Here is a 14,454-nt window from a genome sequence, read left to right as displayed (position 1 = left end):
ACGGCACCGGAGGAACGATACGTGAAGATCCGAATGACAGCCGGGTTGATTTCGATTACGAGCTAGTCGTAGATGTCTGGCGAGACGAACACCGCGGAGAACGAGGTGTGGCGACGGTTGCCGGAGTCGAACGGGCTCTTGCGCACCAGACGGTGCACGCCGATCTCGGTACGCAGCCAGCCAAAGGCGTATTCACCCTTGATGTGCACGGTCGCGCCCTTGATACCGGCGACTTCACCGGCCGACAGTTCCATGATGGTCGCGTCGAAACCGCGTTTGTCCGCCCAGCGCAGGTACATGCGCAGCAGGATGTTGGCCCAGTCCTGGGCCTCGGTGCCGCCGGAACCGGCCTGGATGTCCAGGTAGGCGTTGTTCGGGTCCATCTCGTGGCTGAACATGCGACGGAATTCAAGCTTGGCGAGGTTTTCCTCGAGACGGGCCAGTTCGGCGACGACATCGCCCACTGCACCTTCGTCGTTTTCTTCGACAGCCATGTCCAGCAGGTCGCGGCAATCGGCCAGACCGCCGTTCAGTTCGTCGAGGGTGTCGACGATCTGCGCCAGCGCCGAGCGCTCGCGGCCCAGTTCCTGGGCGTATTCAGGTTTGTTCCAGACACTCGGATCTTCAAGCTCGCGATTGACTTCGGTCAGACGCTCATGCTTTTGATCGTAGTCAAAGATACCCCCGAATAGTTTCGGAGCGCTCGGACAGGTCCTTGATGGTGTTCAGGATCGGGTTGATTTCCATGACGGGCAGCACTCGTTGGCGAACTTTTGAAAGCCGGCGAGTATAACGTAATCACGCTGTCACGGCAGCCCGTCTGGCGGCTGTTAAGGCGATTCACTTGACATGGTCTGACGCAGCCCCCCTGTGGGAGCGGGCTTGCTCGCGAAGGCGGAGTATCAGTCGACATCAATGCTGAATGACGCACCGCATTCGCGAGCAAGCCCGCTCCCACAGGAGATTGCGAACCTATTCGATACCGACTTGATTGCGGCCATTGTTCTTCGCCAGGTACAACCCGCGATCCGCTGCCGATATCAGCAGCCGGCAATCGCTGCCCGCCTGCGGCACCATGGTCGCCAGGCCTATGCTGATGGTCAGGCTCGCCCCTTCGCCCGGGGTGTTGTGCGGAATCTTCAGCGCCGCCACGGTCTGGCGCAGTTTCTCCGCCACCAGGCGAGCGCCGCCCGGCGAGGTGCTCGGCAGCACCAGGGCGAACTCTTCACCGCCGTAGCGCGCCGGCAGATCAGACGGTCGGGCGCTGGCGTCGCGGATCGCCGTGGCGACCTTGCGCAGGGCTTCATCGCCTTCAACGTGACCGAAGCTGTCGTTGTAGGACTTGAAGTAATCGACGTCGATCATCAGCAGCGACAACTGGCTCTGATCACGCAACGACCGGCGCCATTCCAGCTCCAGGTACTCGTCGAAGTGCCGGCGGTTGGACAGCCCGGTCAGGCCGTCGGAGTTCATCAGCCGTTGCAGCACCAGGTTGGTGTCGAGCAACTGCTGCTGGCTGACGCGCAACGCACGGTACGCCGCATCCCGCTGCAACAGGGTCATGTAGGAGCGCGAGTGGTAACGGATGCGCGCCACCAGTTCGATGGTGTCCGGCAGCTTCACCAGATAATCGTTGGCCCCGGCCGAGAACGCCGCGCTCTTGATCAGCGGGTCTTCCTTGGTCGACAGGACGATGATCGGGATGTCCTTGGTCGCCGGATGATTGCGGTACTCGCGCACCAGGCTCAGGCCGTCGAGGCCGGGCATGACCAGGTCCTGCAGAATCACCGTCGGCTTGATCCGTACCGCCTGGGCGATGGCCTGGTGCGGGTCGGAGCAGAAGTGGAAGTCGATGTTCTCTTCATTCGACAGCCCACGGCGCACGGCTTCGCCGATCATCGCCTGATCGTCCACCAACAACACCATGGCGGCGTTTTCGTCGGTTTTAATGTCGTCGATCTGTAAATCATTCATGGGCGGTCACCTGAGTACTGCGGGGGCCAGGATTGCGGAATAGCCTGTTCATTTGGGGAAAACCTCCAGCAACCGTGGCGCTATCTTTTCCAGTGGACGGATTTCGACGGCAGCATCAATGGCCGCTGCTGCCTTGGGCATGCCGTAGACCGCACTGCTTTGCTGGTCCTGCGCGATGGTCAGATAACCCTGCTGGCGCATGAGCTTAAGCCCTTGCGCCCCGTCGCGTCCCATTCCGGTCAATAAAACCCCGATGGCGTCGCCGTTCCAATAACTGGCGACACTTTCGAAAAACACGTCGATCGAAGGTCGGTAGATCTCGTTGACCGGCTCGGCGGTGTAGGCCAGCGTGCCGTTTTTCAATAAGCGGATATGGTGATTGGTGCCGGCCAGCAGCACCGCGCCGGCCTGCGGCGGCTCGCCTTCACGGGCCAGGCGCACATCAAGACCGCTGGCGCTGGCCAGCCATTCGGCCATGCCCGCAGCAAACACCTGATCCACGTGCTGCACCAGCACGATGGCTGCGGAGAAATTGCGTGGCAGACCTTTGAGCAGCACTTCCAGCGCGGCCGGTCCGCCGGCAGACGAGCCGATCGCCACCAGACGCACGCACGACGCCAAACTGCGGTGGGGCGTCGGCACCGGACGCGAGCGCGGGGTCTTCTCGCCGATCAGCCAGCCGATGTTGAGGATCTTGCGCAGCAACGGCGCCGCCGCTTCCTGCGCGTTCCCCGCACCAATGGCCGGGGTATCGACTACGTCCAGCGCGCCGTGGCCCATGGCTTCGAAGACCCGGTGCACGTTCTGCTGACGGTCGACCGTGACGATAACGATGGCGCACGGGGTCTCGGCCATGATCCGCCGGGTGGCCTCGACGCCGTCCATCACTGGCATGATCAGGTCCATCAGGATCAGATCCGGGGTGTTTTCGGCGCACAGTTGCACCGCCTCGGCGCCATTTCTGGCGACCCAGACCACCTGATGCGCCGGCTCGAAGGCCAGCGCACGGCGCAAAGCCTCCACCGCCAGGGGCATGTCGTTGACGATTGCGATTTTCATGCCCGCGCTCCTCCAATGAGCTCGACCACTGCATCAAGCAGGGCGTCGTCATGAAAACTGGCTTTGGCTAAATAATAGTCGGCGCCGGCGTCGAGTCCACGGCGCCGGTCCTCTTCACGATCCTTGTACGAGACCACCATCACCGGCAGCGATTGCAGGCGGTTGTCGCGGCGCAACAGGGTGACCAGTTCGATGCCGTCCATGCGCGGCATGTCAATGTCGGTGATCAGCAAATCGAAGTCCTCCGAACGCAGCGCGTTCCAGCCGTCCATGCCATCCACCGCGACCGCCACGTCGTAGCCGCGATTGAGCAGCAGCTTGCGTTGCAGCTCGCGCACGGTCAGCGAGTCGTCGACCACCAGAATCCGTTTGCGCGCCACTTCCGCAGCCTGATTGCCATGGCGGGCAATGCGCTCCAGACGCCCGGTATTGAGCAGTTTGTCCACCGACCGCAGCATGTCTTCGACATCGACGATCAGCACCACTGAACCGTCGTCGAGCAAGGCGCCGGCGGAAATGTCCTGAACCTTGCCCAGTCGCTCATCCAGCGGCAACACTACCAACGTGCGCTCGCCGACAAAACGCTCGACCGCCACGCCGTAGACCGCATCGCGCTCGCGGATAACCACGACCTTGAGGGTTTCGCCGCTGCTCTGACTGGCCGGACGATTCAACAACTGACTGGCGGCGACCAGCCCGACGTGCCGGCCTTCGTGCCAGAAATGCTGGCGGCCCTCGATCTGCACGATGTCCTGTGGCGCCAGATCGCACATGCGCTCGATATGCGCCAGCGGAAACGCATAGGCCTCCTCGCCGACTTCCACCACCAGACTGCGCACCACCGACAGGGTCAGCGGCACCTCCAGATGAAAGCGGCTGCCCTCGCCTGCCGTCTGCTCCAGCACCACCGCACCGCGCAACTGCCGGACCATGTGCTGCACCGCATCGAGACCGACGCCACGTCCGGACACTTCGGTGACCGTGTCGCGCAAGCTAAAGCCCGGCAGGAACAGGAACGTCAGCAGTTCCTCTTCGCTCAACTGCGCGGCGGTTTCGGCTGGCGACAATTGGCGTTCGACGATGCTGCGGCGAACCTTTTCCAGATCGACGCCATTGCCGTCATCGCTCAATTCCAGCACCAGCAAACCGGCCTGATGCGAGGCGCGCAGACGGATCAGGCCTTCTTCAGACTTGCCTTTGAGCAGGCGTTGTTCCGGGGTTTCGATGCCGTGATCGACCGCGTTGCGCAGCAAATGAGTCAGCGGCGCTTCGAGTTTTTCCAATACGTCGCGATCGACCTGGGTCTTTTCGCCTTCGATCTCCAGCCGCACCTGCTTGCCGAGGCTGCGCCCCAGATCCCGAACCATGCGCACTTGCCCGGTGAGGACATCGGCAAACGGACGCATGCGGCAGGCAAGCGCGGTGTCGTAGAGCACCTGGGCGCGCTGGCTGGCTTGCCAGGCGAACTCGTCGAGCTCGGCGTTCTTTTCCGCGAGCAATTGCTGGGATTCGGCCAGCAAGCGCCGCGCATCCTCAAGGGCTTCCTGGGCCTCAAGGCTCAGCGCATGTTCCTTGAGGTGCACATTGAGGCTTTCCAGCGCCCGCAGGCCGTTGTTCTGCATGCGCCTGAGGCGCTGCATGGTCGCCAGATGCGGTTTGAGGCGCTGGGTTTCGACCAGCGATTTGCTCGACAGGTCGAGCAGGCTGTTGAGGCGCTCGGCGGTGACCCGCAGCACCCGCTCGCCACCCTCGGTGGTGCGCTTGTTCTTGCGCGGGGCCGGGTCGGCGGTTTCCAGCGGTGTCTCGGTCAATGGCGCCGGGATTTCAATCGGTGCAGACGGTGCCTGCAACTGCAATTCGGCCATGGGCGGCGCGGCTATCGCGGGGGGCGCCGATGGATCGAGCAGTTGCCCCATCAACGCCACGTACGCCTCGATGTCCGCCGGTTGCGGGGCATTGGCCGGCGTGGCGATGCGCATCAACAGGTCGGTGCCCTGGAGCAACGCGTCGATGTGTTCGGGGCGCAGCAACAGCCGCCCTTCCTGAGCGCTGACCAGACAATCTTCCATCACGTGGGCGACGCTGACGCCGCTGTCGATCCCGACAATCCGCGCCGCGCCCTTGAGCGAGTGCGCGGCGCGCATGCACGATTCCAGATGATCGGCCTGTGTCGGATTGCGTTCCAGCGCCAGCAACCCGCTGCTGAGCACCTGGGTCTGGGCCTCGGCTTCGAGGCTGAACAGCTCCAGCAGCGAGGCGTCGCGCATTTGCTCGGGGGTCATGTGAGGCTCCGGGTCACGGCGGACAGCAGCTGTTCTTCATCCAGCCAACGCAGGCTGCGCCCCCGGAATTGCAGGACCCCACGGGTGTATTTGGCGCTGGCCGTACTGTTGTGCTCACCGCCGGCACGCGACGCGGCGTCGAGAATTTTTTCGTCGATGGCGTGGATGCCGTCGACTTCGTCCACCGGCACCACCACTGGCCCGCCGTGGGCGGCGATGATCAGCATGCGCGGCATGATCCGCGCGCCGCTGGCCGGTGCGGCGTTGCCGTCCAGGTCGAGCAGTTCGACCAGCGACAGGCAGGCGACCAACGCCCCGCGCACGTTCGCCACACCGAGCAAGGCCCGCGAACGCTGATGCGGCAACGAGTGAATCGCCTGCAGCGGCGCCACCTCCACCAGACTGCGGGTGGCCAGGCCCAGCCATTCTTCGCCGAGGCGGAACATCAGCAGCGAACGGGTTTTCACATCGGTTTCGACCGCCACGGCGACCGGGTCGCGCTCGTCCTGCTGCAATGCATAACGGTCGAGCAGACGCGTGGCGGCGGCGGAATACACCGCGCAGTTACGGCAATGGATATGTTCGGCCAGCAACGGGCACGACTTGTCGCCATGAATGCCGATGCGGTTCCAGCAATCATCGATGGCCCGGGCGTCTTCGTGGGTGACGTTCAAGGTGTCGGACGCGATCATCGTTTACGCTCACTGTCGGCGGTGCGGCCGCTGCGGGCGGCGCGTTCCTGCAATCGTCTGGCACCGGCGCTGTCACCCTGGGCCTGCAGCAAGGCGGCCAAGTGCATCAACGCTTCGGGGTGTTGCGGTTCAAGGTACAAGGCCTTGCGGTAATGACTCTGGGCTTCGAGGGCGGCGCCGGCAACATCGCTGAGCAGGCCGAGCCAGTAAAACACCTGGGCCACCGGTTCGTGACTGCGCAGGTACTGCACGCATGCCGCGCGAGCCTCGGCGCTCTTGCCTTCGTTGGCCAGCGCGGCAATGTTGGCGAGCAAGGTCGCCGCGTCCGGGTTGGCGCTTTTGCTGCTGACGGGCAACGGTGCGACGCTGGCAAACGGACGCTGCCGCACCACTGGCGCTGGCGGCGGCGCACTGCGCAACGGCTGGCGCACCGGTAACGGCGTGGGCGTCGGCAAAGACACCGGCTCGGGCAGCGGCTCCTGGTGGCGACTGAAGGCAAACGACTGCGGGATGCCGATCGAACGCATGCCCAGGCGCCCGAGCAGACTGCCCTCGGCGGGGCCGATGAACAGCACGCCGTCAACGTGAGTCAGGCGCTTGAGCACTTCGAACACCTGCCTCTGGGTCGGCTGATCGAAATAGATCAGCAGGTTGCGACAGAACACGAAATCGAACGGCGCCTCACCGGCCAGCAGCGCAGGATCCAGCACGTTGCCGGTCTGCAAACGCACCTGTTCGCGCACGGTTTCGCTGACCCGATGTCCGTCCTGCTCGGCGCTGAAATGACGCTCGCGAAAGTCCAGATCCTGACCGCGAAACGAGTTCTTGCCGTACAGCGCCCGCCGCGCCTTGTCCACCGACAGCGGGCTGACGTCCATGCCGTCGACCTTGAACTGATGCGGCTTGAGACCGGCATCGAGCAAGGCCATGGCAATCGAATAGGGTTCCTCGCCGGTGGAACACGGCAGGCTGAGGATGCGCAGCGCGCGCATATTGTTCAATTGGTCCAGACGCTTGCGCGCCAGCTTGCCGAGCGTGGCAAAGGATTCCGGATAACGGAAAAACCAGGTTTCGGGGACGATCACCGCTTCGATCAACGCCTGCTGTTCGTCACGCGAACCTTGCAGCAGTTGCCAGTATTCATCGCTGTGCGCCGCTTGCGAAAGCGTGGTGCGCTGACGCACCGCCCGCTCGATGATCGCCGGGCCCACCGAAGCGACATCCAGACCGATGCGTTCCTTGAGGAAATCGAAAAAACGCTGGTCGCTGCTCATGACTGCGCCTCGAGCGGCGCCGGAAACAGCAGGCTGCGCACCGCGTCATCCAGCAAGTCGTTGACCCGCACCCACTGCACCAGCCCCTGGGCATCTTCGCGCACCGGGCCGAGGTACGGCGCCTGGCGATTGTCCAGACCATACGGCTGAAAATCTTCGGGGTTGCAGCGCAGGGTGTCGGTCGCCTGCTCAAGGATCAGCCCGAGCCAGCGCGGCGGCTGCAGTTCATCCGGGCGGTAATGCACCAGCACCAGCCGGGTACTGGTGCGCGCCTCGGCAGGATGACCAAAGGTCAGCGCACTGAGGTCGATCGCTGGCACCACCGCTCCCCGGTAGGCGAACACCCCGGCGACCCAGTTCGGCGCCTGGGCAATCGGCTTCAACGGCAGGCGCGGCAGCACTTCCGCCACCTCGGTGGCGCGCAAGGCGTAGCGCTCGCTGCCGATGCGAAACAGCAGGAACAACGCCTGCTTCGCCACGGGCGCAGCGCTGCGTTTGGCGGTGATTTCGCTCATCAGACTTTGAATCGCGAAACGCCACTGCGCAGCCCGACGGCCACCTGGCTGAGTTCGTCAATGGCGAAACTGGCCTGACGCAGAGACTCGACGGTCTGGCTGCTGGCGTCGCCCAACTGCACCAGCGCATGGTTGATCTGTTCGGCACCGGTGGCCTGGGCCTGCATGCCTTCGTTGACCATCAACACCCGCGGCGCCAGCGCCTGCACCTGATGGATGATCTGCGACAGCTGCTCGCCGACCTGCTGCACTTCGGCCATGCCCCGGCGCACTTCTTCGGAAAACTTGTCCATGCCCATCACGCCGGCAGACACCGCCGACTGGATCTCGCGGACCATTTGTTCGATGTCGTAAGTGGCGACGGCGGTCTGATCCGCCAGACGCCGCACTTCGGTGGCGACCACGGCAAAACCGCGACCGTATTCGCCGGCCTTCTCGGCCTCGATGGCGGCGTTGAGCGACAGCAGGTTGGTCTGGTCGGCGACCTTGACGATGGTCACCACCACCTGATTGATGTTGCCGGCCTTCTCGTTGAGGATCGCCAGTTTGGCGTTGACCAGATCGGCCGCGCCCATCACCGAATGCATGGTGTCTTCCATGCGCGCCAGGCCCTGCTGGCCGGAACCGGCAAGCACCGAGGCCTGATCGGCGGCGGTGGACACTTCGGTCATGGTGCGCACCAGATCCCGCGAGGTGGCAGCGATCTCCCGCGAGGTCGCGCCGATTTCAGTGGTGGTGGCCGCGGTTTCGGTGGCGGTGGCCTGTTGCTGCTTGGAGGTGGCGGCAATTTCGGTCACCGAAGTGGTCACCTGCACCGAGGAACGCTGGGCCTGGGACACCAGCGACGTCAGCTCGGCCATCATGTCGTTGAAGCCGGTTTCCACCGCGCCGAACTCGTCCTTGCGATCGAGGTTCAGACGGCTGCTCAGGTCGCCGGTACGCATAATTTCGAGAATCTTCACGATGCGGTTCATCGGCGCCATGATCGCGCGCATCAGCAGCAGACCGCAGGCACCGGCCGCCAGCACCGCCACCAACAGCGAGACGAACATGCTGACCTTGGCCGCCGCTACCGCCTCGTCGATGTTAGCCATGGCCTGATCGGCAACTTTCTTGTTCTCACCGATGATGTCGTTGAGTTTCATGCGACCGGTGTACCAGGCCGGGGTCAGCTTCTCGGTGAACAGCTTGACCGCTTCGGCTTCCAGGTTGCGCTTGTGCAGGTCGAGCACCTGATCCTGGATCTGCATGTAGACGTCGTGGTCTTTCTCGAACGCGGCGAACTCGACCCGGTCTTCGTCGGTGGTGACGGTGTTGCGGTAGTTGGCCATCTGCTCTTGCAGGCGCGTCTCAAACGCCTTGTAGTCCGCCGCGTCTTCGCTGCTGATGCCCTGCCCTTCCTTGAGTCCCAGCAGTTCCTGGGTCTGCAGATAGCTGTCGACCCAGGCGCCACGAATCATCGAGCTGTAATAGACGCCGGGAACCGCGTCGTCACGCACGCTGCTTTCACTGGCCTCGATCTTCAGCAAGCGTGAATACGAGACAACGACCATCAGCAACATGATGGCGATAATCACCGCAAAGCTCGCCAAAATGCGTTGGCGCAACGTCCAGTTCTTCACAGTGATTCCTCGTGCCTAAGTCGAAATGCGGGGAGTATAGCCGAGGGCGGTGTTTCATTTATAAGACGCTTTTTAACCCTCGGGCCCGCCCGACGTGGTGGGCGGGAAGGCTCTGGGGTGGGACTGTCCGACAATCCGGGGCTGGCGTGCCAGTGATGAAACGGCAAAAGGGGGCGCTGGATCGGCCATCGCTGTCGTTGTGAGGCTGGAAACGCAATCGCCAGCAGGCTCACTCCTGCAAAATTCGGCTCTGGCCCAAAACCCTGTAGGAGCTGCGGCACGCTGCGATCTTTTGATGTTGGTTTTAAAAATCAAAAGATCGCAGCGTGCCGCAGCTCCTACATGAGTACCGTGTTCGTGCAGTTCTATAACGACACCTGGCGCACCTGTTTCTCCAGCTCTACCTTCAAGCCCGGCTCCAGCTTCAGCTGCTTCGCCAACTCTTCCAGATAGGCCTTTTCCATAAAGCTTTCCTCATCCACCAGCATCACACTGGCGATGTACATCTCCGCGGCCATTTCCGGCGTACTGGCGGCGCGGGCGACATCGGCTGGGTCGAGGGGTTTGTTGAGTTCGGCGTGCAGCCAGTGTTGCAGTTCCTGATCGTTGTCGAGTCGGGTGAACTCGCCTTCGATCAACTGGCGCTCGCGGTCGTCGATGTGGCCGTCAGCTTTGGCCGCTGCAACGAGGGCTTTGAGAATCGCCTGGCTGTGTTGCTCGGCTTGCGCGGGTGGCAGTCGATCCAGCGTCTGCGGTTCGTTTTGTGGGGCGGTGCCTTTTTGCGCGTTCCAGTTGCCGTAAGCCTTATAGGCCAGCACACCAAGGGCAGCGAGGCCACCGTAGACCGCAACTTTACCGCCGACCTTGCGCGCTTTTTTGCTGCCGAGCAGCAGGCCCATCGCCCCGGCAGCCAATGCGCCACCGCCCGCCCCCGAGAGCAGGCCACCCAGCGCACCAGCGCCTGAAGACCCACCAAGCAAACCGCCCAGGCCACCAGCCGCCGGTTTGTTCTGCGCGCTACCGGCCTTGTTCTGCAACAGATCCTGGCCGGACTTGAGTAGTTGATCGAGCAATCCACGGGTGTTCATGTTCCGCCTCCAAAACTGGGGTTATCCGGATCTATCAGGCCCTCAGCCTAGTTCGAAAGTGCCCCAGAGCGGCCGGCGAGTGTGCTTCCAGATGTTGCTCACTTTCCTGCACAGGCACTGGCAATAGCCCTTCGTGAAAATAGATATACACTCCAGCCAATCTATAAAAACCGCCCACCGGGTACCCTGCTCATGATGACACTGCGTCAGATCCGTCACTTCATCGCGGTAGCCGAGACCGGCTCGATTTCCGCGGCGGCGCAAACCGCGTTCATTTCCCAATCGACGTTGACCCTGGCGATCCAGCAACTGGAAGAGGAAATCGGCGTCAGCCTGTTCAGCCGCCACGCCAAGGGCATGACCCTGACTCACCAGGGCCACCAGTTCCTGCGGCAGGCGCACCTGATTCTGGCCACGGTGGATAACGCCAAGCGCAGCCTGCAACAGAGCACCGATCAGGTCGCCGGGCAGTTGATTGTCGGCGTGACCAGTCTGGTCGCCGGTTACTACCTCGCCGATCTGCTCACCCGTTTTCAGCGCGCCTACCCCAATGTCGAGATCCGGGTGATGGAGGACGAGCGCCCCTACATCGAGCACCTGTTGGTCAGCGGCGAGATCGATGTCGGCGTGCTGATCCTCTCCAACCTCGAAGACCGTCACGCCCTGCAGACCGAAGTGCTGACCCACTCGCCGCACCGTCTGTGGCTGCCGGCCCAGCATCCTTTGCTGGAGCACGACAGCATCAACCTCGCCGACGTCGCTCGCGAGCCGCTGATTCAACTGAACGTCGACGAAATGGATCGCAACGCCCAACGCCTGTGGCGCGGCGCCGGGCTGCAACCGAAGATCACCCTGCGCACCGCCTCTACCGAAGCCGTGCGAAGCCTTGTCGCTGCTGGTCTGGGCGTATCGATCCAGCCGGACATGACTTACCGCCCGTGGTCACTGGAGGGCGACATCATCGAAGCGCGGCCGATTGCCGACCTCAACCAGACCCTCGACGTCGGTCTGGCCTGGCGCCGCGGTACTGCGCGCCCCGCTCTGGTCGATCCATTTCTGACCGTGGCCCGCGAGCAGCCGCACGGCGGACGCAAGCCATCTATTTAATCGAATGCCACCTTCAGTATTTAGAATTTGTCGACCTCGGAGCCGCGCACTAGTCTTGCTGCATCTATAAGACGGTCGGCTCCCGGGCACGGGAGCAACGATGACCACACAAGAAAAGAGATCGCGGAAAATGGCTGGCGTGCAGACCCCGATGTGTACCGCGTTGTTGATCGACGGCGAACTGGTCGCCGGGCAAGGTTTTGTCGAACCGATCCTCAACCCGGCCACCGGTGAAATCCTCACCCACATTGCCGAGGCCAGCACCGAGCAAGTCGAAACGGCAATCCTCGCCGCCCATCGCGCCTTTGCCGAATGGTCGCGCACCACGCCGCAACAACGCTCCAACCTGCTGCTGGACATCGCCAGCGCGGTGGAAAAACACGCCGACTACCTCGCCCGCCTCGAATCCTTGAACTGCGGCAAGCCGCTGCACCTGGCGCGTCAGGACGATCTGACCGCCACCGTCGACGTGTTCCGCTTCTTTGCCGGCGCCGTGCGCTGCCAGACCGGTCAGCTCAGCGGCGAATACCTGCCGGGTTACACCAGCATGGTGCGCCGCGATCCGCTTGGCGTGGTGGCCTCGATTGCGCCGTGGAACTACCCGATCATGATGGCCGCGTGGAAAATCGCTCCCGCCCTCGCCGCCGGCAACACCCTGGTGTTCAAGCCATCCGAACACACGCCGCTGTCGATCCTCGCACTGGCGCCAGCACTGGCCGAGATCCTGCCACGCGGAGTGATCAACATCATCTGCGGTGGCGGTGAAGGCGTCGGTAGCCATCTGGTCGGGCACGCCAAGGTGCGCATGGTCTCGCTGACCGGCGATATCGTCACCGGGCAGAAGATCCTTCAGGCGGCGGCAAAAACCCTCAAGCGCACGCATCTGGAACTCGGCGGCAAGGCCCCGGTGATCGTCTGCAACGATGCGGATATTCAAGCGGTGGTCGACGGCGTGCGCACCTACGGTTACTACAACGCCGGGCAGGACTGCACCGCTGCGTGCCGGATTTACGCGCAAGCAGGCATTCACGACAAACTGGTCGCCGAGCTCGGCGCAGCGGTGAGCAGCCTGCGCTTCGCCGGCAAGCGCGATGCCGACAACGAGATCGGCCCGCTGATCAGCACCCGCCAACGCGACCGTGTTGCCAGTTTCGTCGAGCGCGCCCTCGGCCAGCCGCATATCGAGCGGGTGACCGGCGCAGCGGTGCATTCCGGCGCCGGGTTCTTCTACCAGCCGACGTTGCTGGCCGGTTGCAAACAGACGGATGAAATCGTCCAGCGCGAAGTGTTCGGCCCGGTGGTGACCGTGACCCGCTTCGACGAACTCGCGCAAGCGGTGGACTGGGCCAACGACTCCGAATACGGCCTCGCGTCGTCGGTATGGACGCAGAATCTGGACAAGGCGATGCAGGTCGCCGCCCGTTTGCAGTACGGCTGCACCTGGATCAACAGCCATTTCATGCTGGTCAGCGAAATGCCCCATGGCGGGCTGAAACGCTCTGGATACGGCAAAGACTTATCCAGTGATTCGTTGCAGGACTACAGCGTGGTGCGGCACATCATGGCCCGCCACGGCCAGCATCTCTGACTACGCTAATAACAAGCCGCAAAACGGCATGGCTTCACCGCGTTCACAACTGCCCCGACCATAATTTAAAGAAGAGGGTTCAACCATGTTCGTGCACAAGACCGCACTGCTCAGTGCAATCACCACAGCCTTGCTGGCCAGCGCCAGCCTGCAAGCTGCCGAGCCGCTGAAGGCTGTCGGCGCCGGCGAAGGTCAGCTGGATATCGTGGCCTGGCCGGGCTACATCGAACGTGGCGAGAGCGACAAGGCTTACGACTGGGTGAGCGGTTTCGAGAAGGAAACCGGCTGCAAGGTCAACGTCAAGACCGCCGCCACCTCCGACGAGATGGTCAGCCTGATGGCCAAGGGCGGTTACGACCTGGTCACTGCGTCCGGTGATGCCTCGTTGCGCCTGATCGTCGGCAAGCGTGTGCAACCGATCAACACCGCGTTGATCCCGAACTGGAAAACCCTCGACCCACGGCTGAAAGATGCGCCGTGGTACGTGGTCAACAACCAGACCTACGGCACCCCGTATCAGTGGGGCCCGAACGTGCTGATGTACAACACCAACGTATTCAAGACGCCGCCGACCAGCTGGAACGTACTGTTCGATGCGCAGAATTTCCCCGACGGCAAACCGAACAAAGGCCGCGTGCAAGCCTATGACGGCCCGATCTACATCGCCGACGCGGCGCTGTACCTGAAAACCGCCAAGCCTGAATTGGGGATCAAGGATCCGTATCAACTGACCGAAGCGCAGTACAAAGCCGTGCTCGATCTGCTGCGCGCGCAGCAGCCGTTGATTCACCGCTACTGGCACGACACCACCGTTCAGATGAGTGACTTCAAGAACGAAGGTGTGGTGGCGTCGAGCGCGTGGCCGTATCAGGTCAACGGCCTGATCAACGAGAAACAGCCGATCGCTTCGACCATCCCGAAAGAAGGCGCCACCGGTTGGGCCGACACCACCATGTTGCACGCCGAGGCCAAGCACCCGAACTGCGCGTACAAGTGGATGGACTGGTCGCTGCAGCCGAAAGTCCAGGGCGACGTGGCGGCGTGGTTCGGTTCGTTGCCCGCAGTGCCGGCGGCGTGCAAGGAGAGCGAACTGCTTGGCGCCGAGGGTTGCAAGACCAATGGCTTCGACCAGTTCGACAAGATCGCCTTCTGGAAAACCCCGCAGGCTGAAGGCGGCAAGTTCGTGCCTTATAGCCGCTGGACTCAGGATTACATCGCGATCATGGGCGGCCGCTGACACGCCGCTCACCTGT

At 62.9% G+C, this 14,454-nt stretch carries 11 protein-coding genes and 1 pseudogene; 3 read left to right on the top strand and 9 right to left on the bottom strand.

Annotated features, from left to right (window positions below; genetic code table 11):
* The 9 genes and pseudogenes from ACIOUG_RS20720 to ACIOUG_RS20680 form a co-directional block, all read right to left on the bottom strand.
* Positions 1-747: pseudogene (locus ACIOUG_RS20720) on the bottom strand (PCRF domain-containing protein); the annotation flags it as partial.
* Positions 748-972: 225 nt separating this feature from the next.
* Positions 973-1,974 (bottom strand): diguanylate cyclase domain-containing protein, encoded by a 1,002-nt coding sequence (locus ACIOUG_RS20715; RefSeq protein ID WP_401068306.1) that lies wholly within the window; start codon positions 1,972-1,974, stop codon positions 973-975.
* Between the two features lie 48 nt (positions 1,975-2,022).
* On the bottom strand, positions 2,023-3,033 hold the full coding sequence (locus ACIOUG_RS20710; RefSeq protein WP_401068305.1) for a chemotaxis response regulator protein-glutamate methylesterase: 1,011 nt from the start codon (positions 3,031-3,033) through the stop codon (positions 2,023-2,025).
* A complete protein-coding gene (locus ACIOUG_RS20705; protein WP_401068303.1) occupies positions 3,030-5,315 on the bottom strand; it encodes a hybrid sensor histidine kinase/response regulator in 2,286 nt (761 codons plus the stop codon). The genes ACIOUG_RS20710 and ACIOUG_RS20705 overlap by 4 nt, the downstream gene beginning before the upstream one ends.
* Entirely contained in the window at positions 5,312-6,007 is a 696-nt protein-coding gene (locus tag ACIOUG_RS20700; protein WP_401068301.1) for a chemotaxis protein CheW, read from the bottom strand. The genes ACIOUG_RS20705 and ACIOUG_RS20700 overlap by 4 nt, the downstream gene beginning before the upstream one ends.
* A complete protein-coding gene (locus ACIOUG_RS20695; protein WP_401068299.1) occupies positions 6,004-7,281 on the bottom strand; it encodes a CheR family methyltransferase in 1,278 nt (425 codons plus the stop codon). The genes ACIOUG_RS20700 and ACIOUG_RS20695 overlap by 4 nt, the downstream gene beginning before the upstream one ends.
* On the bottom strand, positions 7,278-7,796 hold the full coding sequence (locus ACIOUG_RS20690) for a chemotaxis protein CheW (protein WP_401068297.1): 519 nt from the start codon (positions 7,794-7,796) through the stop codon (positions 7,278-7,280). Before ACIOUG_RS20690 ends, ACIOUG_RS20695 begins: the two co-directional genes overlap by 4 nt.
* Positions 7,796-9,418, bottom strand: a complete 1,623-nt coding sequence (locus ACIOUG_RS20685; protein WP_401068295.1) for a methyl-accepting chemotaxis protein — start codon at positions 9,416-9,418, stop codon at positions 7,796-7,798. Before ACIOUG_RS20685 ends, ACIOUG_RS20690 begins: the two co-directional genes overlap by 1 nt.
* Positions 9,419-9,783: 365 nt before the next feature.
* Entirely contained in the window at positions 9,784-10,506 is a 723-nt protein-coding gene (locus ACIOUG_RS20680) for a tellurite resistance TerB family protein (RefSeq protein ID WP_401068294.1), read from the bottom strand.
* Between the two features lie 192 nt (positions 10,507-10,698).
* On the opposite strand from ACIOUG_RS20680, the gene ACIOUG_RS20675 reads away from it, so the two are divergent.
* The 3 genes from ACIOUG_RS20675 to ydcS all read left to right on the top strand — a co-directional run bounded on the left by ACIOUG_RS20675 (position 10,699) and on the right by ydcS (position 14,438).
* Positions 10,699-11,613: a LysR family transcriptional regulator gene (locus tag ACIOUG_RS20675; protein ID WP_007967749.1), complete on the top strand. Its 915-nt coding sequence runs from the start codon at positions 10,699-10,701 to the stop codon at positions 11,611-11,613.
* Between the two features lie 130 nt (positions 11,614-11,743).
* The gene (locus ACIOUG_RS20670) at positions 11,744-13,201 is read left to right on the top strand and encodes a gamma-aminobutyraldehyde dehydrogenase (RefSeq protein WP_401068308.1); all 1,458 of its coding nucleotides are present in this window, start codon (positions 11,744-11,746) and stop codon (positions 13,199-13,201) included.
* 85 nt (positions 13,202-13,286) lie between these two features.
* The gene (gene ydcS, locus ACIOUG_RS20665) at positions 13,287-14,438 is read left to right on the top strand and encodes a putative ABC transporter substrate-binding protein YdcS (protein ID WP_096795797.1); all 1,152 of its coding nucleotides are present in this window, start codon (positions 13,287-13,289) and stop codon (positions 14,436-14,438) included.
* The last annotated feature ends 16 nt before the right edge of the window (positions 14,439-14,454 follow it).

The sequence above is a fragment of the Pseudomonas sp. NPDC087803 genome (genome assembly GCF_044742995.1).
Classification (GTDB): Bacteria; Pseudomonadota; Gammaproteobacteria; order Pseudomonadales; family Pseudomonadaceae; genus Aquipseudomonas.
Note: the sequence above shows the minus strand (reverse complement) of the source record. Positions and strands in the feature narration are given on the sequence as shown.

Coding starts and splice junctions, on each gene's coding strand:
- ACIOUG_RS20715 (WP_401068306.1), bottom strand. CDS start 1,974: ATGAATGATTTACAGATCGACGACATTAAAACCGACGAAAACGCCGCC.
- ACIOUG_RS20710 (WP_401068305.1), bottom strand. CDS start 3,033: ATGAAAATCGCAATCGTCAACGACATGCCCCTGGCGGTGGAGGCTTTG.
- ACIOUG_RS20705 (WP_401068303.1), bottom strand. CDS start 5,315: ATGACCCCCGAGCAAATGCGCGACGCCTCGCTGCTGGAGCTGTTCAGC.
- ACIOUG_RS20700 (WP_401068301.1), bottom strand. CDS start 6,007: ATGATCGCGTCCGACACCTTGAACGTCACCCACGAAGACGCCCGGGCC.
- ACIOUG_RS20695 (WP_401068299.1), bottom strand. CDS start 7,281: ATGAGCAGCGACCAGCGTTTTTTCGATTTCCTCAAGGAACGCATCGGT.
- ACIOUG_RS20690 (WP_401068297.1), bottom strand. CDS start 7,796: ATGAGCGAAATCACCGCCAAACGCAGCGCTGCGCCCGTGGCGAAGCAG.
- ACIOUG_RS20680 (WP_401068294.1), bottom strand. CDS start 10,506: ATGAACACCCGTGGATTGCTCGATCAACTACTCAAGTCCGGCCAGGAT.
- ACIOUG_RS20675 (WP_007967749.1), top strand. CDS start 10,699: ATGATGACACTGCGTCAGATCCGTCACTTCATCGCGGTAGCCGAGACC.
- ACIOUG_RS20670 (WP_401068308.1), top strand. CDS start 11,744: ATGGCTGGCGTGCAGACCCCGATGTGTACCGCGTTGTTGATCGACGGC.
- ydcS (WP_096795797.1), top strand. CDS start 13,287: ATGTTCGTGCACAAGACCGCACTGCTCAGTGCAATCACCACAGCCTTG.